22 protein-coding genes are annotated in these 20,786 nt (G+C 44.9%); 7 read left to right on the top strand and 15 right to left on the bottom strand.

Annotated elements, in window-relative coordinates:
- Positions 1-7 precede the first annotated feature (7 nt).
- Positions 8-565 (top strand): GTP cyclohydrolase, encoded by a 558-nt coding sequence (locus ACLWBD_RS04725; protein WP_413569761.1) that lies wholly within the window; start codon positions 8-10, stop codon positions 563-565.
- Positions 565-1,413 (top strand): pyruvate, water dikinase regulatory protein, encoded by an 849-nt coding sequence (locus tag ACLWBD_RS04720; protein ID WP_063208953.1) that lies wholly within the window; start codon positions 565-567, stop codon positions 1,411-1,413. The genes ACLWBD_RS04725 and ACLWBD_RS04720 overlap by 1 nt, the downstream gene beginning before the upstream one ends.
- Here the strand turns inward: ACLWBD_RS04720 and ACLWBD_RS04715 are convergent, their stop codons facing one another.
- From ACLWBD_RS04715 to ACLWBD_RS04695, 5 genes are all read right to left on the bottom strand, one after another.
- Entirely contained in the window at positions 1,414-1,821 is a 408-nt protein-coding gene (locus tag ACLWBD_RS04715; RefSeq protein WP_413569759.1) for a hypothetical protein, read from the bottom strand.
- Complete coding sequence (locus ACLWBD_RS04710; protein WP_413569758.1) at positions 1,818-2,843, bottom strand: hypothetical protein; 1,026 nt, start codon at positions 2,841-2,843, stop codon at positions 1,818-1,820. Before ACLWBD_RS04710 ends, ACLWBD_RS04715 begins: the two co-directional genes overlap by 4 nt.
- A 74-nt stretch (positions 2,844-2,917) precedes the next feature.
- Positions 2,918-3,340 carry a hypothetical protein gene (locus ACLWBD_RS04705; RefSeq protein ID WP_413569756.1) on the bottom strand — a complete coding sequence of 141 codons (423 nt, stop codon included), beginning with the start codon at positions 3,338-3,340 and terminating at the stop codon, positions 2,918-2,920.
- 73 nt (positions 3,341-3,413) lie between these two features.
- On the bottom strand, positions 3,414-4,094 hold the full coding sequence (locus ACLWBD_RS04700) for a hypothetical protein (RefSeq protein ID WP_413569755.1): 681 nt from the start codon (positions 4,092-4,094) through the stop codon (positions 3,414-3,416).
- Positions 4,087-4,857 carry a DUF4423 domain-containing protein gene (locus ACLWBD_RS04695; RefSeq protein ID WP_413569754.1) on the bottom strand — a complete coding sequence of 257 codons (771 nt, stop codon included), beginning with the start codon at positions 4,855-4,857 and terminating at the stop codon, positions 4,087-4,089. Before ACLWBD_RS04695 ends, ACLWBD_RS04700 begins: the two co-directional genes overlap by 8 nt.
- Positions 4,858-5,145: 288 nt before the next feature.
- Here ACLWBD_RS04695 and ACLWBD_RS04690 point away from each other — a divergent pair, with 288 nt between their 5' ends.
- Positions 5,146-5,481, top strand: a complete 336-nt coding sequence (locus tag ACLWBD_RS04690; RefSeq protein ID WP_413569752.1) for a hypothetical protein — start codon at positions 5,146-5,148, stop codon at positions 5,479-5,481.
- Between the two features lie 186 nt (positions 5,482-5,667).
- Here ACLWBD_RS04690 and ACLWBD_RS04685 read toward each other — a convergent pair whose 3' ends face one another.
- Both ACLWBD_RS04685 and ACLWBD_RS04680 read right to left on the bottom strand, forming a co-directional pair.
- On the bottom strand, positions 5,668-7,554 hold the full coding sequence (locus ACLWBD_RS04685; protein WP_413569750.1) for a methyl-accepting chemotaxis protein: 1,887 nt from the start codon (positions 7,552-7,554) through the stop codon (positions 5,668-5,670).
- Positions 7,555-7,663: 109 nt separating this feature from the next.
- Positions 7,664-8,569: a LysR family transcriptional regulator gene (locus ACLWBD_RS04680; RefSeq protein WP_063209593.1), complete on the bottom strand. Its 906-nt coding sequence runs from the start codon at positions 8,567-8,569 to the stop codon at positions 7,664-7,666.
- Between the two features lie 76 nt (positions 8,570-8,645).
- On the opposite strand from ACLWBD_RS04680, the gene ACLWBD_RS04675 reads away from it, so the two are divergent.
- Positions 8,646-9,371 (top strand): hypothetical protein, encoded by a 726-nt coding sequence (locus tag ACLWBD_RS04675; RefSeq protein WP_063243514.1) that lies wholly within the window; start codon positions 8,646-8,648, stop codon positions 9,369-9,371.
- Positions 9,372-9,491: 120 nt separating this feature from the next.
- On the opposite strand, the gene ACLWBD_RS04670 is transcribed toward ACLWBD_RS04675, so the two are convergent.
- The 3 genes from ACLWBD_RS04670 to fliL form a co-directional block, all read right to left on the bottom strand.
- Positions 9,492-10,910: a M16 family metallopeptidase gene (locus tag ACLWBD_RS04670; RefSeq protein WP_413569747.1), complete on the bottom strand. Its 1,419-nt coding sequence runs from the start codon at positions 10,908-10,910 to the stop codon at positions 9,492-9,494.
- A 2-nt stretch (positions 10,911-10,912) separates the two neighbouring features.
- Positions 10,913-12,310, bottom strand: a complete 1,398-nt coding sequence (locus ACLWBD_RS04665) for a M16 family metallopeptidase (RefSeq protein WP_413569744.1) — start codon at positions 12,308-12,310, stop codon at positions 10,913-10,915.
- 126 nt (positions 12,311-12,436) lie between these two features.
- On the bottom strand, positions 12,437-12,946 hold the full coding sequence (gene fliL, locus ACLWBD_RS04660; protein ID WP_413569742.1) for a flagellar basal body-associated protein FliL: 510 nt from the start codon (positions 12,944-12,946) through the stop codon (positions 12,437-12,439).
- 168 nt (positions 12,947-13,114) lie between these two features.
- Between fliL and ACLWBD_RS04655 the strand changes: the two genes are divergently transcribed.
- The 3 genes from ACLWBD_RS04655 to ACLWBD_RS04645 all read left to right on the top strand — a co-directional run bounded on the left by ACLWBD_RS04655 (position 13,115) and on the right by ACLWBD_RS04645 (position 16,024).
- Positions 13,115-14,116 carry a L,D-transpeptidase family protein gene (locus ACLWBD_RS04655; RefSeq protein ID WP_063243510.1) on the top strand — a complete coding sequence of 334 codons (1,002 nt, stop codon included), beginning with the start codon at positions 13,115-13,117 and terminating at the stop codon, positions 14,114-14,116.
- A gap of 140 nt (positions 14,117-14,256) precedes the next feature.
- Positions 14,257-15,051: a hypothetical protein gene (locus ACLWBD_RS04650; RefSeq protein ID WP_413569741.1), complete on the top strand. Its 795-nt coding sequence runs from the start codon at positions 14,257-14,259 to the stop codon at positions 15,049-15,051.
- Between the two features lie 7 nt (positions 15,052-15,058).
- Positions 15,059-16,024, top strand: coding sequence for a hypothetical protein (locus ACLWBD_RS04645; protein ID WP_413569739.1), 966 nt, complete (start codon positions 15,059-15,061; stop codon positions 16,022-16,024).
- Positions 16,025-16,080: 56 nt separating this feature from the next.
- Here ACLWBD_RS04645 and ACLWBD_RS04640 read toward each other — a convergent pair whose 3' ends face one another.
- From ACLWBD_RS04640 to ACLWBD_RS04620, 5 genes are all read right to left on the bottom strand, one after another.
- The gene (locus ACLWBD_RS04640) at positions 16,081-16,269 is read right to left on the bottom strand and encodes a hypothetical protein (RefSeq protein WP_063208920.1); all 189 of its coding nucleotides are present in this window, start codon (positions 16,267-16,269) and stop codon (positions 16,081-16,083) included.
- A 90-nt stretch (positions 16,270-16,359) separates the two neighbouring features.
- A complete protein-coding gene (locus ACLWBD_RS04635; protein ID WP_253696892.1) occupies positions 16,360-17,106 on the bottom strand; it encodes a rhomboid family intramembrane serine protease in 747 nt (248 codons plus the stop codon).
- On the bottom strand, positions 17,099-17,698 hold the full coding sequence (locus ACLWBD_RS04630; protein WP_253696891.1) for an HIT family protein: 600 nt from the start codon (positions 17,696-17,698) through the stop codon (positions 17,099-17,101). The genes ACLWBD_RS04635 and ACLWBD_RS04630 overlap by 8 nt, the downstream gene beginning before the upstream one ends.
- A gap of 3 nt (positions 17,699-17,701) precedes the next feature.
- Positions 17,702-18,670, bottom strand: coding sequence for a signal peptide peptidase SppA (gene sppA, locus ACLWBD_RS04625; protein ID WP_413569735.1), 969 nt, complete (start codon positions 18,668-18,670; stop codon positions 17,702-17,704).
- Positions 18,671-18,769: 99 nt separating this feature from the next.
- On the bottom strand, positions 18,770-20,566 hold the full coding sequence (locus ACLWBD_RS04620) for a 30S ribosomal protein S1 (protein WP_172795317.1): 1,797 nt from the start codon (positions 20,564-20,566) through the stop codon (positions 18,770-18,772).
- Between the last annotated feature and the right edge of the window lie 220 nt (positions 20,567-20,786).

The raw sequence follows: 20,786 nt of genomic DNA, 5'->3' as shown, positions 1-20,786 counted from the left end.
GTTGTTCATGGAAAAATTATCTCAGACACTGGTTTCAAAAATTTCAATGGTGCAAAGACGTTTAGAGTCTTTCTTGGACAATGATTTTGAAAACAAAGTGGAAGAGAGCGAAAACAACGCGGTTCTTTTCGAAGCGTCTCGCGATCTATCTTTAGTGCGCGGAATTTCCCAAGGTCTTCCTGAAGATCATATCGACCGCGCGATCGTGGTGTTTTCTCGTTTGGCGATGCTTTTTGATTCAGGCGTCCTTTTAGAAAATCATGATGGCCAATGGAAAGCTCAAGCTTCTTTTCATAAAGGCAGCACGCAGCTTTTAAAAAACAATGGCAAAGCTATCGTGAAAATTCCGGATATGACTTTACTCTCTGTTCTCAAAACAGATTCGCGCGCAATGCTGGAAAAACTTCAACTGCAACACTTGGATCCCGAAAATAAAACGACGTGTCTTTTGATTAAAGCCAGTCCGGACTTTGCGTTTATTTTATTCTCTAGCTTTGCTGACCTGTGGTTGAAGGATCATATCGAAAACGTACGTCGTGCACTGATCAATGGATTTGCTGACTAATGACCGACGCGGATAATAAAACCTACACCATCTACATTCTTTCCGATTCGACGGGCGAAACCGCGGCCACGATGATTCGCGCGGCTTTGGTGCAATATTCTACGAAAGACATCAACATCATTCGTTGTAAAAACGTGCGCACAGAAACTCAAGCCGAAGCCGTGATCGAAGAGTGCTTCGAACGCCGTGGAATGCTTGCTTATACTGTGGCCAGCCAACAGCTTAGAAATAAAATCCGCGAAATCGCTTCTGGGAAAGGCATACCTTACTTCGATCTTTTAGGACCGCTATTAGGAACTTTGGATACTTTCTTCGGTGAACATTCGGAATCACACGTCGGCGCTTTACGAGCCGTGGATGAACGCTACTTTAAGCGCATCGAAGCTATCGAATACACGGTAAAACATGATGACGGTAAAACTTTTGCTGAACTGGACAAAGCCGATATCGTTCTTGTCGGGATCTCTCGCACCAGCAAAACGCCTTTGTCGATCTTTCTAAGTCACAAAGGTTGGAAAGTGGCCAATGTTCCGATGGTCCTAGATACACCTTTGCCCGAAGAGCTTTTTAAAATCGATCAACGCCGCATCGTGGGTTTGATCATCGATATGGAATCACTACAAAGAATCCGCAAAAGCCGTTTGGAAAAATTTGGTCAAGATCCCGGAGGCGAATACGCTTCGATGTCCCACATCGCTAAAGAGATCGAATACGCCGAAAAGATCTTTAAACAAAACCGCCGCTGGCCCGTCTTCAATGTGACGGAGCGAGCGCTGGAAGAAAACGCCTCCGAGATCGTTCGCATTATCGCCGCCCGCCTGGGCCTTCCTGACAGTGTGATCTTTTAATTAAAATGAAAACTTAAGGGCTCTGATTTTTGCAGAGCCTTTTTCTTTTACAAACTCGACATACCCTTGCATGGATTTTTCGCTTCCTTTGACGTCCATGCAAAAGTATTGCGACGTCGCTAAGGGTCGCGTCGGTTGCACGCGGTCTTCTGTGCGACACTTTCTAAGTTCGCCAAAGTCGTAGCCTAATATCAAGAACTCCAGCAGCTTTAATTTTTCAGGACGAGACAGCTTGCTTTCAATGGCTGGTTCAGTGCAGTTAATAAGTTTGGCATCATCGTCTTTGAAGGCATGACAATTCTTATACTGATCCCAGGTTTTCTGTGCCGTCCCTAAATCGCCTTGAGAAACCGCTGTCGCACTCATTGATACTAAGAAGGCAAAAGCCAGTATCTGCGATTTATTCATCGTTGGCCTCCACCCGCGTTTTCACCCTGAGGTTGCGCCTGGTGCTTTTTGTTTTGACCAAACATCTTAAAAAGCAAGTACTGAGGACCACCGGAAACCGCGGCGCCCGCCATATCGATAATGTCTTTCGTGGTTTTTGCAGAAGCCTCTTCTAACTGTGAATCACCCGTCCCCAGGCAACGAGGATGCAGAATTTTGTTAGCGATTTCTGCTGGATAATTCTTTTTCAGCTCCGCACACGCATTTGCTTTAACGGGGCACTCCATATTCCAAGGTGCCGTCATTTTATAAACAGCGGAAAGCATTTCTTTTGTTGCGTAACTATTGCAGTTGATTGTTTCATCCATAGCTTCGTTGAAGTAGTTCGCGATATCAAAAGAACGTTTTTGAACAAAGCGTCCCTTTTCACAGGCGATCATCGGCGAAGGTCCGTCAAGAAGCTGACTCCAAAAACTTAAGCCCGCATAATTCGCGGCTAAATCCGCATAGGATTTCACACCCGAGCTTTTCAATCCCCAGGGCCCATTTTCCTGTTCGATCCCCACCTGCAACGCATTTTGGACTTTTTCTTTGTCTAGCGTTCCTTTTTTTCCAGTCATCTGCCAGTACAAATAACCATGCGAAAAAAAGTGATCAATCTTATCTAAGCCCACGAAAAAAGTTTTACCTTTAGATTCCAGTTTTACTGTCGGAGAGAAGAACACTTTTCCATAACCCCGGAACTTATTCAGCGGAGTTTCTTCATGGGATTTCGGCCCTGCAAAAGGCGCATTCAAATACACGTAATTGTCTACTTTGGGAAAGTTACGGTCTAAATCGTCCTCTAGAAACTGCAGGAACTTTTCACGGTCGCAGCGATTGCGGGCCTGAAACTGATCTGTCGCCATAGAAAGCACCGAATTCACCACCCGGTTGATTTCAGAATTAGCGATGACGCTGTTAGGGGCATGACGGGCCGAAAAATTATCGGGTTCTGCGGCACCAGTCAAAAAAGAGAATGTCAGTAAAAAGAACAAGGCCATAAAGACATTGTCTCTTGGCCTTTTCAGTTTTTCAAAGCCCGTTTTAAGACGCACTTTGATTTATGGACTGGACTTTACAAAGGCTTCTTACTGCCCCAGAAGGAAAGACCTTTTTCTTCCACCTTTAAAGTGAACTTATCGCCGTTCGAGCTTTCAAAGTGCATTTCGTAGGGAGTTTTAGCTAGGCCCTTGCCTTCTGAAAATGCGTTCACCGAGCGGGATTCAACACTCACACTATCTGAAGGAAAGAAACGGAAAGTACAGCTGGCATCAGTGGAATTACGACCGCACTGGATTTTGATGCTTTCATCTTCTGACAACCAAACCAGTTGGTCTTGAGCTTGAATTGCTTCCATAAAGCCCTGCAAGCGACCGTGGCTGCCGTGTTCGTTCACCAAGATAATTACTTTTTCCGGGCGATGAAAAACACCCACAGAATCCGCTGCAGCAAAGGCGTTGACCGTGATCAGGCTCAATAGAATAACCAGGGATTTCATAAAGACCTCCAACCCCCTTTTTGCTATTCTCGCCTGGAAATCATGTCAATTCCAAAGCTGACCGAAAGCTTGTTTAGTGTGTTTTTTGATAAATACGGTGATTTGCGTCGCAATAATCTTCGCCAGAACCAAGTCCCGATTCCTTTAAGAACTGTTGGTAGGCCTCGGGACTGTCGTTTTTTAAGCGCGTCGAAAAGATATAAGCGGTATAACGCCGAATTCGGAATGTGGATTTAAGGGGGCCGTTGGCAAATTTTGCTTCACGATAGACCAATTCATGCATGACCATGGCAATCTGATTCAAAGCATCCATATTGATAAAAAGATCTCCGTTGATAAAGTACCGCTTTCCATCTGCATCGGCGTGATCGTAGCGGACGACGGCTTGATAAACGAAGCAGCGAGGACGAACATAAACGGGTCCTTCATCAAAAATTTTAGGCATCTTGCCGAAGATGAATTTTGACTCGGTCGTAAACTCTTCCATCCACGTCCCGAAAAGACACGCACGTGCGGGGTCTTTCTCTTGCAGATTTTCAAATACGGTTTTTAAGGCCTCGGCCGAGTTGTTCACGGCAATGTAAGAATATTTGCGCAACTCGCGGCTTTCATGCAAATCCAAAGCTTCGACCGTCTTCTTGCCATCTTCTGCCGGGCACACAACAGCATCTCCGCCATTTCCCAAAACATCTCCCCCGCGGGCGGCAACAGAAACGGATGCACACATGGCCAATAGAAATAGAAACTTATTCATGAGAAGGCCCTTTCAATTCGGTGTAGGGAAAAAACTGAATACTGAGATTAAATACCTCTTTGCGTGTTCCCAGCTCCATGCGACGTGAGAACTTTTTTCGAAATTCATCGATCATCTTTTTTGCTTCACCCAGATTTTTCATATCAAAAGGAAACGTGATTGAAGAGTAGTACCTCTGCTCGGGCGTGGTGGCTCGCAAAACCTGCGCAGATTTTGTAAGCACGGCTTCGTGTGCATTTTTAATCGCCTCACTGGGAATGCCAAATGTCGTAGTTAAGTGCGACGCTGTTCTTTCATAAAAGCCCGCGTGATCGGAAATCATATTCAGACTTTTTAGAACTTCCAGACATTCCTTGGCGCGCTCTTCGGTTATGCCCAGTCTTTCTGCGATTTGTTCAGATCGCACAAAAACATCTTTGGTTTTAAGCAGACTTAAAATCGCGAAATTCTCCCAACCTGACATGACCGCCAACTCATGCTCATCAAGAGTGCGTCGAGTTTCTTTGCGCGAAGCCGTGGTGACCAAAGAGTTGAGCTTTTGTTGCTCGGGCGGATTCAGCTTTAATCCCACGCAAAGCTTCTCTGCATAGAATTCACTCAATGGACGACGGCCGTGAAGAAGATCCGTGAATCTTCCCGACGGAATTCCGCATTTTACGCTGAGGGCACGAAGACTGAGCGGTCGCTTGCGTTGACTGCGAAGCTCTTCGACTTTCGTTTTTAGAAAAGAGGCCACTTCGGGATAAAGCTGCTTTTGGTTCATGCTGTGAGCCTTATCAAAGGTTTATTTTTGTATAAAGACAGAAATCGCAATGTTGCTCCCTAAAAATAAAAAAGGAGTATCGATTGGGACAATTACCGGTAATTCGAAACTTACATTCTGTCTCGCACGTCCCTTTTGCTTCTTTGTCACCGCTTAGGGAGCGCCAGGAACCAGGTTTGTCAGGCGAAAACTTCTTAAACATGATAAACAAACTGTTTGGAATTTTAAACAACACCGGAAGCGGTACGGTCTTCGCAGATCAAATTCGAAAATTACTAGGAGATGAAAATGAAAAGCTGGGCTTTATTAACATTACTTCTTTTGCCTTCCTTAAGTTGGGCGGCAAAAATCCAATGTCAGGCGGGAAAGTATCGCCTTTCTCTTGAACAAAAAAATGCAGACGTCGTTCTGACCTTTTTCGATGCGCAAGGCAAAGCTGCGATCAAGGAAGCCGTCGAAGTCACATCCCAAGGCCACGGTCTTCACGCTCTTCACGCACCCACCAACTTGGAAATCACAATTGACGACCTGAGAGAAAAAAGAATGACCGGTATCTTGGATCTGAATGATCCCGATGCGCGCGAGCTTTCAAAGATCGATATGATCTGTGTCCGAAAGAAGTGATTTACTCGCAGAACGGAGCCTCGGCATCCCTTTGACATAAATAGGCCTTAACCGCTGAGTTCTCCGTTTTCAAAACTTCGTTCGCTACCCAAGGAAGGATAAGTAACATGGTGAAGGCTCATGATAGAGAACAAAAAAAGGAAGAGCCTGAGGCTCTTCCTTGCAATATCTTCATCGTATCGTTGATTAAGCCGCTTTGATGTGCGTTTTTTCTTCTGGCGGTTGCAATGTATGGACTGTCGCTGTCGATTCACTTGATCCGTAAACCACCAGCTTCAGCTCATCAACCACCGCCTTCATAATTTGCGCTTGAGAGTTAATTTCGTCAGCTGTCCCTGCGATCTCTTCTGAAGAAGCCGCATTGGACTGAACCGATTGATCCAACTGGTTCATGGCTTTGCTGATTTGCGCGATGCCCGTGGACTGCTCTTCACTTGCAGCAGAGATTTCGTTGTTCAAGTCTGAAACTTTCTTTACAGATTGAACGATGTTCTTAAGCATCTCACCTGATTTTGCAGACTTCACAGTACCACGTTCGATTTTATCCACGGATTCTTTGATAAGACCTGTGATATCTTTTGCCGCTGATGCTGATCTTTGCGCTAAAGAACGAACGGCTTCAGCTACGACCGCAAAACCTTTTCCATGTTCACCGGCACGTGCCGCTTCCACGGAAGCATTGAGTGCCAAAAGGTTTGTTTGGAACGCGATATCGTCGATCACATTGATGATCTCTTCAATTTGTTTTGAAGACTCCGAGATCTCTTTCATCGAGACGAGCAATTCTCCCATCTCTTTTTCACCCTGAACGGCAAACTCAGAAGATGCGGAAGACAACGAAGCGGCTTGCTTCGCGTTGTCGGAGTTCATTTTCACCATCGACGTCATCTCTTCTAAGGCGGCAACAGTTTCTTCTAAGGATGCTGCTGACTCACTGGAAGATTGAGACAAAGATTGACCAGCAATCGAAAGCTGTCCGATAGCACTGGAAACTTGATCTCCGGAGCTTTGCAGTTTCGAAGAGAGATCGCTCACCGTCTTAGAGATGTATTGCGCAATAAGAACAACTGCCGCCAGTAAGAAGAGCAAGCCTGTCAAAGCAATCAGAACTTGAGTCCACACCATCGAGTTCGCCGCTGCTAAAACTGTTTTGGTTGGAGTTCTTACGATCAACGCCCAAGGCTCTTCCGTGTTTCCAATGCTCATCGGAGTGACGACATAAAGATATTCTTGATTATCTTTAGCATCTATTCCCGTTAAGACAAGCTCCTTACCTTGTTGAATGGCTTCTTTGAATTTTGCTTCCTCAAAAGGATAAATAACTGGTTTTGTAATAAGCTTATCATCTGGATGCGACACATAGTTCCCGTGAGCCGTCACCAAGTAGGCCTCTGAAGTTTCAAACGGTTTGATTGTCGCCGTTTTCTTTTGCAGGTCTTTTAACGGAAGATCTACACCCGAAGCGCCCACGAATTTTCCGTCGATAACAATAGGTACCACAGCAGAAGTCATAAGAACTTGTACTCCATCAATGGGGTACAAGTAAGGTTCAACCATCGTCTCTTTAAGACGTTGTTTCGGCACTAAGTAGTAGTCACCTTCGCCCGCATTCGCATAACCTACAAGCGGAGTTAAGCTGGCTTTGCCACCTTCCCAATTCAAATAAGGAATAAACCGGCCTGAAGCATCGTGACCTTTTGAGTTTACGAACTCAGAGTCGCGACCGTCCCACGCGTTGGGTTCCCATCCCGTCCATGCGCCGATAAGAAATTTATTTTTTTCTAAAACTTCTTTTAAAGACAAAGTGACTGGGTCACGCTGAATGTGTCCGTTTTTTTTGTAAGATTCAAAAAAGTGGGCCATGGTACGAGCGACGTCCAAACCTCTTTCAACCTCAAGTCGCATTTCCGTCGCATATGCGTGAGCCGTCTCAACAGTTTTTTCTGTCGCCGCTTTCTTTGCCGTTTCATGCCCATTTTTTGCCATCAAGAACGTCATCGTTCCTAATACGAACAAAGCAATAAGTATGATTGGAACCGCAAGCTTAAGACGAATAGAATAGTGCTTCTTCATTTACATTCCTTCTTTTCCGAAAATCCCGAAAGATCAGAATTGGTATCGGAAAAAAAGTTGTAAATATTAAGATCCCATAACTGTTTTGAGACCGAAGGCCAGCCTTATGCTAGCCTTTTTCTTGTTGTGACATCGTTTGATAAAAGACCTCGACCAAAGCCTTATTCTCGGAGTTCTTCTTATAATAGAACATCAGATCGATTTCGTAATGAAGGTCTTTTACGTAAACGCGATTCAATCGCCCCGAGCGCACTTGTTTTTTAATCGAGTGCGCCGGCAAAAATCCCCAGCCCAAACCCGCTTCGATCACGCGCTTTAAAGTTCCAACGTTGGCCGATTCAAAAATAGATGAAAGGTTTAAGCCCGCACTTTGCATTTTAGAGTTCACGGTGTTGTTGAATCCGGGAAACTCTTCAGTAAAATTCACTAACGGAAATGCGCCAATGTCTTTAAAGCTAATTTGTTGGGGCATTTTTTCATCTTTGCTTGAACCCACTAGCCACATTTCTTCTTTGGCCACAAACTTTTGCTCGCTATTTTCAAGCTCGGAACTAAATTCTGTTTTCACGTCGGGCAGAATCAGGATGTCGTACAGACCTTTTTTATAACTCTTAATAAGCTCTTCACCACGGTCGTAATCCACTTTCAACATCAGGTCAGGATTGTGACGCATCAAACGGCCGACGATCGGGCTCATCAAATGCAGGCCCAAAGAATTCAAAGTTCCAATGCGCAATTGCCCTTTCATGTGGGCACCGATGGACTTAATCGCAATTTCGGCCTGTTGAGTCAGATTGATGATCTTCTTCGCGTATTCATAAAGAACTTCGCCCTGAGGCGTGGCCTTGATTTGGCGAACACCGCGAACAAGCAGCTCCACTCCTAGATCTTCCTCTAGATTTCGAATCTGTTGCGACACCGCGGGCTGAGTCAAATACAGCTTGTCTGCCGCTGCAGTCATACTTCCTTCGCTGATAACCGTTACGAAAGTGGTTAGCTGATAAAGGTTCTTCACAGGATTTTTCTCCTTTGCGCTTTGATCCGAAGGAATTTTGTTATTATACTGCAAACATAACCAACTCGAGGTCAGCATGAAGTATAGCTTGTTCACATCACTCGCCGTTATTCTACTCAGTTTTAGCGCCCATGCAAAAGTCTTTCGTAATGCTTACATCGCATTTGAAATGCCTGAGACTTGGAAGTGTAACTTAGAGCAAACCGAATGGGTCTGCCGTAGCGAACAGACGAAAGAATCTAAAGAAGCCATTATCATTTTGACCGCTAAAGAAGTCGGCCCGACGGACACTTTCGCGTTGTATGAGTCGCACTTGAACACTCCGATTGCGGTGAATCTTCGTGGCGGAGGTACGGCGGAGTCTAAAATCGTTTATAAAGCGAAAAGCGTGCAGATCAACGATCAAACATGGATCGACTCTCTTCACTTGGGTTCAGAAGTACCAAACTACTTCACTCGTTATTTAGCGACAATCAAAGACAAGATCGCGATTCTTGTTACTTTTAGTGCCCACAAACAGTACTACACAAAGTACAGCCAAGACTTCTTTAAAGCCGTGATGAGTTTGCGCGTGATCGCTTCAAAAAATCTTTTGGCGAAACCAGACCTTGGTCCTATTCGCCCGGGTTCTGAAACCTTGGGTGCACCGATCAGCTCTGCGATGCCAGCCGATATGATTCAAGGCGACGGCACGGAAGGTAAAGGCAGCAACAAAGCAATGCTTCTAGGTGGAGCCCTTCTTCTCGCGGCCCTCGGGGCTTTGATCTATCTTCGCGCTAAGAAGAAAAAGAAGAAAAGATAAGTAAAAAAAGAAATTCAGAAAATAAAAAGAGCGCCAAGAGAAAAGGTGCCAGGGGACTTTTTCCAACTGGCCCGCATTAGATGCGCCAGGGTTAGGAAAAGTCCCCTGGCACCTTTTTGGTTATTTTACTCTTTCGATTTCTGGTTTGTATTTTTCAAATTGAGAGATGATTTTTTCATCTCCGTACACCAGAACTTTGAAGTTGTTCGGATTTAGAGCTCTTTGAATTGAAGCGTTGGCATCCTTGGCGTTGATTTTACCGACGTTTTTATTAAAGTCCGTCAGATAATCGACCGGGATTCCATAAAAGTCCAATGAAAGAAGATTGTAGGCCAAGCGGTCTGCGGTTTCGATGGCTCTTGGGAACTGCCCTACTAGCTGGCTGCGAGCTGCCGCAACTTCGGGATCTTGCGCTCCCGAAGTCACGTATTCCGTCACTACTTTCAAAGTCTCTTCCAAAGTCCTTCCGGCTGTTTCATTCTTAGTGAAAGTAGAAACTTCGAAGCTTCCACGATCTTTACGCACGTCAAAGAAGGAATAAATGGAATATGTCAGACCTAAATCATCACGCACTTTTTGATTCAAGCGGCTAGCGAAACTTCCTCCTAAGGCTTCATTTCCCAAGCGCAAACGAAGATAGTCATCGTTTTTGCGGGCAATGCCTAATTGAGCCACGCGGATCTGCGTTTGCTGCAAGCCCTTCTTCACGATCAGTTTAACTTTCAAAGCATCAATCGCTGGAGGAGCTTCGGTAGTAACCGCAGGAATAGTTCTTTTCGTCCACTTTGAAAACACGTCTTGAACAGTTTTTTCAAACTCATCGTTAAAGCTTCCAACCACCGCTAACGAAGCGTTGTTAGGACGGAAGAATGTCAAATAGTGCTTGATGATGTCTTGCTTCGTAATGCTGCGAAGAGCCTCAGGCGTTCCATTCACGTCGCGCGAGTAAGGATGATTTCCATAAAGGAATTGATCCATTTTGTCGTCTGCGTAGGCCGACGGATTGTCCACCTTCTTTTGCAAATTTGCGAGCATTTGCGAACGAATACGACTGATCTCAGCGTCTTTAAAAGCGGGATTCATCGTGACGTCGGCAAAGAGATCTAACAAAGTGCCCGAACCTGTGATCAAAGAGTCCGAGTAAAGTGTCGTGACATCATAACCAGGAGAAATATCAACGCTCGCTCCAAGTTGGCCGAACTCATCAGCGATTTTTAGCGCATCACGGGATTGAGTGCCCTGCTCTAACATGTAAGACGTCAAGGCATTGAGCCCCGCTTTACCTGCAGGCTCTTGGACATTTCCGGTCTTCATCAAAAGCGTGAAGCTGACACGTGGCAAAGAGGCGTCACGAATATAAATAATTTTAAGTCCGTTTTCTAAAACCACTTCCTTATACGGTTGTAGCTTGAAAGAGCCACTGCCTTTTTGTACATAACCTTGACCTGGTTTTGCGGCGTCCTTTTTAGAAGAGCTGGAGCAAGCCACCATTGCGGAACAAATAAGAGGAAGAGTGATTACGAGTGAAAGTCTTTTCATACTTATTCCTTTTTTGCCTTAGGTTCTAAAGTGATGATCGAACGCTGAGTTTGCTGCGTGTATTTTTCTGCGGCTTTTTGAATATCGTCTGTAGTCACGGCTTGGTATTTCTCAAGATCCGTGAAAAGACTTTCATAGGATCCCGTCACGATTTCGTTCACAGCTAATGAACGAGCTTTCCCGTCCATAGTTTTCAAACCGTCAACAAGGTCTTTCATAACTTGGGTTTTAGCTTTTTCGAGTTCTTTGTCAGAAACTTTTTGATTTCTCAGTTTCCAAATTTCGTTATAGACAATATCTAAAGCCTCTTGCGTTCCCTGGCCCGGTTTCAAGCTGACGCCAAACCCCATAATCCCGGCATCTTTCATCGCATAGTTGTATGCGTAGGCCGATGTAGCGATTTGTTTTTGATAGACCAATCTTTTATGAAGACGGCTGGAAGTTCCGTAACCCAAAATGTTTGCTGCTAAATCCAAGGCATACATGTCCGCCTCGCCTTGACGAGGGCTGCGATAAGCGACCACAAAAGAACTGTTCTGTACGTCCTTTCTTAAAGTCGCATTCTGCTGAACTTTTTGTGGAGGTTCTTCCACTTTTTTTGTTTCAGGAAGATCGCGCTTTGGAAGCTTGCCATAATATTTTTCGATCAAGCTTTTTACTTTGGAAGTTTTGAAATCACCCACGATCACTAGGACTGCGTTGTTTGGAACATAGTAAGTGTTATAAAAGAAGCGCAGCTTATCAGAATCATAAGCAGCGATGTCTTTCATATATCCAATCACGGGCCATTTATAAGGATGGACTTTGAAAAGCGTGCCCATCATCAATTCGCGAAGAAGGCCCATAGGATTGTTGTCCACTCTCCAACGGCGCTCTTCGGCAACGACTTCTTTTTCACTTTTTAAATCGTCGGGACTGATAAGAAGGGAACTCATACGGTCCACTTCCATATCCATTACCAACTCTAATTTCGAGCTGGGAAGATTTTCGTAAAAACCCGTGTAATCATTTGTGGTGAAGGCATTGTTGGTGATGCCGTTTTCGTGGAAAATACGATCAAAAGATTTGCCATCGTATTTCTTAGCCCCCTTAAACATCATGTGCTCAAGCATGTGCGCCGCGCCTGTCACACCTGGATACTCATCGCGAGAGCCCACACGATACCATGTGTGATAGCTGACCATCGGAACTGCATGATCCTCAAGAAGCAAAACCGTCAGGCCGTTTTCCAAAACAAATTTTGTGACGGGCAAAGAGATCTTCAGATCATTCTGTGTTGCCCATCCCTTGATGGTGCCCAACGGCTCTTTGATCTCTGGTTTTTGATTTGGCATGGGGTCCACGGCAAAGGCAGACGCGGACATCAGAAGTCCGAAAAGCAAGGTCGTAAAACGTGTCATAATTGCTTCTTTCGTTGAATGTACAATAAGCCCTAGTTTGAAACTGGAGGGCTTTGAATTCAACGATCTTTCAGGACTATTTAGACTTTGTTCCGGGCGACGAGCCCGGTGAAAGAAAGCTGTGCTTTATTGCACAACGAAATCAGAAAAGAAAACGTCTTTAACAACACCGCGATGAAGAATGCCATTCACCTCGCCGGCGATTTTGTCTTTCAAAAACAACTTCCCTTGAATGCTATCCAGGTCACTGAAGCTGTTATCATTCAACAAGCGAACAATGCGGTCACGAGCTTTGGCGCGGTTTTCCGGCTCCATCACTTCTTCGAAACCTTCTTTACCTAACATTTGCAAATTCACTTCTAAGCGAATCGTGCGTTTGGGTTCGCCACCCAAATTCACAGTGAACTTATCCATCGTGTACACAAGCGGAGTTGTATCGCCAGAATCATGAATGGAAGCCAATTCGCGTTCAGCTTGTTCTTCTGAAATAGAAGGACTTTCCCATCCCATAGTCGAGGCGTACACCATGTAGGCGCCTCCACCCATCACTCCCAGATTCACCACCGCAAACACTATCTGTAGTAGTTTGCCGACATTCTTCTTAGGAGCCGCAGCCTGTGCTTGTGCTTCTGCCATTTAAAACCCTCATGAATAATTACATTTAGTTTATCGGTGAAACAGGCCAAGGTCTTAACGAGCAAGACCTTAATTCTTGTAAGAAAATTTCAGGGAAAACGTCTAAGCTTTGGACATATGTGGACCTACACTTGACAAGAACACGTCTAGTTCACTCATAATGGAACTATGAGACTTTTTCTCGCGGGATGCGCATTATCTTTTTTCAGTCTGCCAGTGATGGCGGGCCAATCTGTCGCGCCGTCTTCTCAAAACGAGGCGGATCTTTTCCCAGCTTCTTTGCTGCAAATTTCAGAGACAGAGGCATTTTCACGCTATGTATTTCTGGTCGACAAAGAAAAGCGCAAGCTTTCAGTCTTCGAGCGTAACGGCGCTGAAATCAAAAAAGTTGAAGAGTTCCCTGCAGACATCGGAAAAATGGGTGGAAATAAAACCAAACGCGACGATCACAAAACTCCCGAAGGTATTTACTTTCTTGAGCAGCGTTTGACTCAACCTCAAATCCCTTTCAGTCTTTACGGCGGCTTGGCTTTCACCACGAACTATCCAAATCTTTTTGACCAACGACAAAAGAAAACTGGATCTGGCATTTGGCTTCATGCTATCCCCGATTCAGTTCCTTTGACTCGCGGTTCTCGTGGTTGCGTGGTGGTTCGTAATGACGTTATCAAGAAACTTGCCGATTACGTTAAACTTCGCGAAACACCTATCTTGATTTTTGATCACGTCAACTACCTTCCAAAAAGTGAACACGAAAAACGTCGTACTGAGTTGAGCGCATTCGTGGAAGAGTGGCGCAAGTCTTGGGAAAACCAAGACATTGAAAAATACATGAGCTTTTATGATCAAGACTTTAAAGCTCCGGGTTTTAACTTCAACACTTGGAAAAACCATAAAGCCAACTTGAAATCGAAGTACGAATACATCAAAGTTCATCTTTCACAACCCTACATCGTCCAGCACAACGATCAGTTGTTAGTGAAGACTTTGCAGCGCTATGAATCTGACAAACACGTCGATTACGGTGTAAAAACTATTTACGCGTTGAAATCTGGCGACTCTTACAAAATCATCCGTGAAGAGTGGGCGCCGTTCAGCCAAGAGAAAGTCGCTGCAGCGATTGCTCGCGACAACTCGATGACAGCTCAAGCCAACCAAGTTCAGCAGTAAACCTGTCGAACTTTTTAAAATCCCCTGCCGCTCTTTGTTTCAATCCTAGATGCTGTCTCAGTCTGAAACGGCGAATTCAAATATATCTCAATTAATTCGGTACACCCCTTGCTCCTTAGGAACCCAAAAGGAGAGAACCCATGTCATCTAAAATTATTTCGTTAACTGTTGCTGGTATTATCGGCCTGCAAAGCGCGGCTATGGCGCAAGATCGCACGGCAGGTATTGGTGATGAACAAATCCGTATTGCTCAAGAAAACGTAAGAGCCTTGAAAGCGGAGATCCAGAGCTTGGATAAAGCTTTAGGCGAAGCGCAAGCGGCGATTGAAAAACGTGAATCACGTGGCACTTTCGCTAATGGCACCGCTATCGCTGGGGCCGCTGTTGGTTTGGGCTTGTCAGCTATTGCTGCTTTGACAATTAAAAAAGGTACGGGTGGTCAGGCGATTAATGGTTACCTTACGGGAGCCTTGTCAGCAGTGATCTCTTTATCTTCCGCAGGATTGGGTGTGATCGGTCAAGCGCGCAAAACAGACGTAGACACCAAAGCTTTAGAAGAACAATTGAAGCTAGCAGAGACTCAAGTTCAATCTGCGATCACTGTGGCTGACAAACAAACTTCAGCCGTTCTTAAACAACTCAACTCTTCTTTAACAACGGTTCGTCAGTCATTGAATGAATACACGAATAGCGAAGATTCCATTTCTCAAAACAAATTGATTTCACAAATCGCGCAGGCCGCGGGTGTCGCAATCACAGTTTACGGTATGACCCAAAGAGAATCGAAAGCTCTTTTAGTCGGACCTCTTGTGATGAGCGCGGGTAACTTGGGTCAAGTTCTGGGCGGTCTTTCAGATTCAGATGCTGAAAAAGTCATTGCGGAAATCAAAGCCACTCGCCTTTCTTTGATGGCAGCGGCTGTTAACTTGGAGTAGTTCAAAAATGCTTTTGATGACTCGCTTCTTAAGCGTGGTGATTTTTCTAGGCCTGAGCTGGGGCAACCTGGCCCAGGCTGCTCCTCGTTGCGAGTCTGTGTTTCTTCCGACCGTCTTAGAAGTTATTCAGCAGATTGACTTAGCTAATAATAAATTCCTAACGAAAGGCTCTCACTCCGTTGAAGAAATCGGAAAAGATTTCTCGTGGTTTCGTCGTCGCAAATTGCGCAAACTCGTTAACAATACGGATCTGCAAAACTTTGCTTCAGACAAAGCTTTGGAAAGATATGCGATCGAACTGGGCACTGTCCTTTTCGGAAAAAAAGATGTCGTCGATCGTTGGATTCGTCAAAACAAAGATCAGCGCTTAGAAGAGTCTACCGTCATGCTGATCAAAGAAAAACTTTTGCAAGAGGGCTTATTAAAGACCTGGCTTGAAGTTCGCGATCCGCGTGACGTCGGTATCGCCCGCAAAAGCTTAGATAAACTTTGGACTTTGCTTCAGCATCGCACCTTTGAATGGCTGCGTATTCCCCTAGCTCTGCCTTCACTGAAGAATGCGGAAGTTCCACCTGAGCTGATGTACAAAATCATCCGTGACGGTTTTAAGACTCATGCCGAAGAAGCCCGCGTCGCTTTACGCTCACAAAGTCACATCGACGCTTATAATACTTTTAAAAAGGTTTACGGCCGCGTGATCTTCGGCGTCCTCTTTGCTCTCAACGTACATAATGGCTACGAACAAATTCAAGACTATCACAATCGTCACGTCGATCAGACGATTCAACAAATTCAAGAAATCGGTCGACAGGCAGAAAATGCCGTGACTCAAATCAAGCGTGAGCAATTCGATCAAGCATATAAAAGTGCCGAAGCCGACTTTATTAAAAAATGGGGTGAAGAACCTACGCCGGCTGAAAAAGAAATCTTACGAAACAAGATCGCCGCTGCTTTGAATATGACGGCCCCTTAAAATAAAAAAAGCCCCGCATTTCGCGAGGCTTTTTAAGTCTAAGTCTTTAAAAGATCTTAGTGAGATTCGTCAGAAGACGATGTGTTCTTACCGTCGATCGTGAATTTTTCTACGTTGTGTGCAAGATCAGGAAGAGACTCTAGGTGCTTTTGCAATTCTTCTTTCGACATTTCACCAACGTTCAAGTTTCTCTCAGTCAATCGTTTGTCGAACTTCAAATTTTTATTAGCTTGAGCCAATGACATTGCGTACCCCTTTTTGTGCGAAAACCTTTTATAGCGCACTTCGCGCGACGAGTCCAGCCTCGGAAAAAGGCACCAAGTACCTTTTTCCCGTTAATTCCAGTATTTGGGCGGCTTATCGTTCTTTTCGTTATCAACCACCAGGCGCAGGTTGCGGCCTTTGGCTTTGGACTTCTTTTTCCACTCATTACGGTCAAACCAGCCCTTGAATTTAAGGCACAGATAACCCGAAACCAAACCACCCAAGTGAGCCAGGTAAGCGACCTCTCCCCCGCTGACACTTGAAGTCATCATGGAGGCTAATTGAACAAGACCCATCAAAGCCACGAAGTAGCGAGTCTTCATCGGGAAAAGCATAAAGAAGTAAACAATGCGCTCGCCGAAGATGATCCCTTGAGCTAACAAAAGACCGAAGACGGCGCCCGAAGCTCCCACAACCGGAACGATCAAGCCCGTTTGGGACCCTGTCGTCAAAGCGTAGATCCAGATGCCTAAGCAATAAAGAATGGCGGCCCCGATACCCGAAGTGAAGTAATAGATCAGGAAGAACTTTGTGCCCCAGCGCTGTTCAAGCTCGGCTCCGAAGAACCAAAGCATCAGCATATTGAAAAGGATGTGCGTCACCTGCAAAGAGTGCAGGAACATGTAGGTACCTAATTGCCAGATCTGGAATTCGAAAAGAACCTTGCCCGGGAAAAGACCGAACAAAGAAGTGAATGGAACGCGCAAGAAGCCTTCCATAATCACTTGGAAAACAAACCAGATAGCCACATTGATGATCAGCAACCACTTCACTGCAGGAGTGAGGGGAGCTGTTTGGAAGGTCACGCCTCTATTCATATTTTCTTAAAATACCCGAAAGCTTATCGTAGGTCTGCTCCAGACTTTCAACCAAGACTTTGGTCTCTGCGATGAGCGGAAAGAAATTAAGATCCCCGGCCCAACGCGGGATCAAATGATAATGAAGATGTTCAGGAATTCCCGCGCCGGCCACAGCCCCGTGATTCAAACCCAAGTTTATTCCACCCGGTTCGTAAGCATCATTCAGAGCTTTCATGGCCAAACGAATGGTGTCTTGCAAATCGCGAAACTCTTCTTCTGACAATTGCAGAAGATCCCCGCAATGACGGCGAGGCAGAACTAAAAGATGCCCACTGTTGTAGGGGAATTTGTTAAGCACCACCATGGAATGCTCTGTTTGATAAACACAAAGAGTGTCAAAAGAGGGGTCGTCTTTTGCGGCTTTACAGAAAACACAACCTTCCGGCTTGATCAGCTTACGCACGTACTTCATGCGGTCAGGACGAAAAAGAACGTCGCGCTCTAAAGGCCAAACGTCTTTTCCGATCTGCATTTTACCGGTCGCTGCCTTTGCAGTCTTCTTACCGACCTTGGGTTTTGCTGATGCTTTCTTTTTTGCCTTTTTAGCCACCGATTACTCCCAGTAACCAGGCATCAATAACAACGGCTGATTCAGATATTTCGCGCGCAGGATGTATTTCATTGCGCCTTCCATATCTGGGCCGAAGGATTTTCCTTTAAGAAGGTCGGCGTATTCAGAAAGACTGTTTAAGTCATCTTCAGAGTCACCGCCACCAAGATCAAAAATGCTCATACGTTTTTTGGGAATTTCGAAAACATCAAAGTCATCACCTAGCTTCGCTGTTTCCGCCGCCAATTTAACGGCATCTTCAAAGAAACCTACTTGATCGGCAAAACCCATTTTCACAGCAGTGGCACCGGTGAACACCCGACCATCTGCATATTCACTGACGACGTCTTCTTTAAGATTGCGCTCTTTAGCCACCGTCGCTTTGAACTGACCATAGACTTCATCAATCATGCTTTGGAAAAGAGCTCTTTCGTCTTCACGCATCGCTCTGTACTCAGCGCCGGAGTCTTTGAACTTTCCCGAAGTGATAGAGTAACGAGAAATCTTCGCCCAGTCGTAAAGCTTTTCGATGTTTGCAAATTCCATGATCACACCGATGGAACCGATCAAGGCCCCTGGGGCCACAACGATTTTGTCGCAAGCGACCGCTGAGTAATAAGCTCCGCTGGCCATCACTCCCGTCGTCACGCAGATCACCGGTTTTTTAAGTTCTTCACGCGCGCGTTTGATCTCGGCAAAGATTTCTTGAGAAGGACCCACAGATCCACCCGGAGAATTGATAGAGATCAGGATCGCTTTAACTTTGTCGTCGTCTTTGTATTTCTTAAGATTTTTAAGGAACTTTTTCCCATTCAGAATCACACCGTTCATTTCAAGGTGAAGAATGGAGTTTTGGGAAAGGACTTTCTTTTCGGATTCTCCGAAAGAATCCATGCTCATTTTTAGTAGAGCTCCGATACCGACAAAAACTAGAAAAATGATAACAAGCTTTTTAAAGAAACTGCCCTTCATGATGCGCTCCCGTTCCGACGTCCCGAAAAAGAAAGAGGGACCTGTTTAGGGTCCCTCTTTATGACTTTTTAGTCAACGCCTCGGCGGTATGCGCCCAGACTATTGCTTGTCAGTTTTTACGTTTTTCAACTGGTCAGCAAACAAGTCACCGAAAGTAGACTTAGATGTTGCAGTCGCTTTTTTAACGTAATCGTCAACGTCCGCTTTTGCTTCGCGAAGTTTAACAAGCTTAGCTGACAAACCGATCTTACGAGCATCTTTGTCGATAGAGATCACTTCAGCTTTTACAGTTTGACCTGGCTTAATGAAGTCTTCAACTGAGTTGATTTTGTCAGTTGTAAGTTCAGAAATGTGGATCAAACCTTCGATATCAGACTCAAGCTCAACGAAAGCACCAAAATCAGCTGTTTTAGTTACTTTAACGTCGTGTTGTGTACCGATAGCGTATTTGTTCTCGATGTTAGACCAAGGATCAGACTCAAGTTGTTTGATACCCAAAGAGAATCTTTCGTTCTCGATGTCTACACCTAGAACAACCGCGCGTACTTTTTGACCTTTAGTGAACATCTCACTTGGGTGATTTACGCGTTTAGTCCAAGAGAAGTCAGAGATATGAACTAGACCGTCAATACCTTCTTCAATACCGATGAAGATACCGAAGTCAGTTACAGACTTAACTTCACCCTCAATGATTGTTCCTGGAGGATAAGATTCCTTCATTTCAACCCAAGGATTTGTTTGAAGCTGTTTCATACCCAAGCTGATGCGACGGTTTTCAGTGTCTACTTCAAGTACAACAACTTCAACTTCGTCACCAACGTTTACGATTTGAGAAGGATGTTTCACACGTTTAGTCCAAGACATTTCAGAAACGTGGATCAAACCTTCGATACCTTCGCCAAGTTCAACGAATGCACCGTATTCAGCCAAAGATACAACTTTTCCTTTAAGCTTAGTGCCTGGAGGATAAGAAGCTTTAACAGATTCCCAAGGATCAGAAGTCAATTGCTTCATGCCCAAAGAAACGCGTTCTTTTTCTTTGTCGTATTTAAGAACTTTAACTTGGATTTCGTCGCCAACATTCAACATTTCTGAAGGATGTTTTACGCGGCCCCAAGACATGTCTGTGATGTGCAACAATCCGTCCATGCCACCAAGGTCGATGAATGCTCCGTAGTCAGTGATGTTTTTAACAACACCAGTAACGATAGAACCTTCCGCCATAGTATCAAGAGTTTGTGAACGGAGACTGTCACGTTCTTCTTCAAGAAGAGCGCGGCGAGAAAGAACGATGTTGCCACGTTTCTTATTGAATTTGATAACTTTGAATTTAAATTTCTTACCAAGGTAAACGTCCATGTTGCGAACAGGGCGTAGATCGATTTGAGATCCAGGCAAGAATGCTTTAACGCCGATATCAACGCTCAAGCCGCCTTTAACTTTAGCAACAACAGTACCTTCGATAACTTCTTCGTTCTCAGCTGCTTTAGAGATATCAGTCCATGCGCGAAGCATGTCAGCTTTGTCTTTAGAAAGAACGATCATGCCGTTTTCGTTTTCGATACGGTCGATCAAAACTTCTACTTTGTCTCCAGCTTTCACTTCACGAACACCGTCAACAATACGGAATTCATTGATAGCGATCAAACCTTCAGACTTGTAGTTGATGTCAACTAGAACGTAGTCAGACTGAACTTCGACTACTGTACCAGTAACAACGTCGCCGACTTTGAAGTCTTGCTCTTTCATAGATGCTTCAAATAGATTTTCGAAGTCACCTTTATCTGCTTTCGCATTCAAGATACCAGGATTTGCTGGAACCTTAGCGTCTTCAGCATCCAAGAAAGCTAGAACTTTCTGTTTTTCAAGCTCGGCTTTGTTTAATTGTTTTGTCATATTAGTTTTTGTAAACCTCCCACGTAGTAGAACCTCTGGGATCCTACCCGTAACCTTTCTTCACCTCTTTTGGGCGAATCAATGGTTTAGCGAGCTAAGGGGGCGAAAGTCAAAGGTTTTGCGCACTCTGTTAAGGGCGGCAAATGGGGTCCTGTCGAGAGGGGGCTTAAAACGAATGTATTGCATTTGAAGCAGCTTCCGCCGTTCGCAAATTTGAATC

The organism is Bdellovibrio sp. HCB117 (genome assembly GCF_047305915.1).
Lineage (GTDB): Bacteria > Bdellovibrionota > Bdellovibrionia > Bdellovibrionales > Bdellovibrionaceae > Bdellovibrio > Bdellovibrio bacteriovorus_B.
The sequence above is the reverse complement of the archived record's forward strand: the minus strand, read 5'-3'. Positions and strand labels throughout refer to the sequence as shown.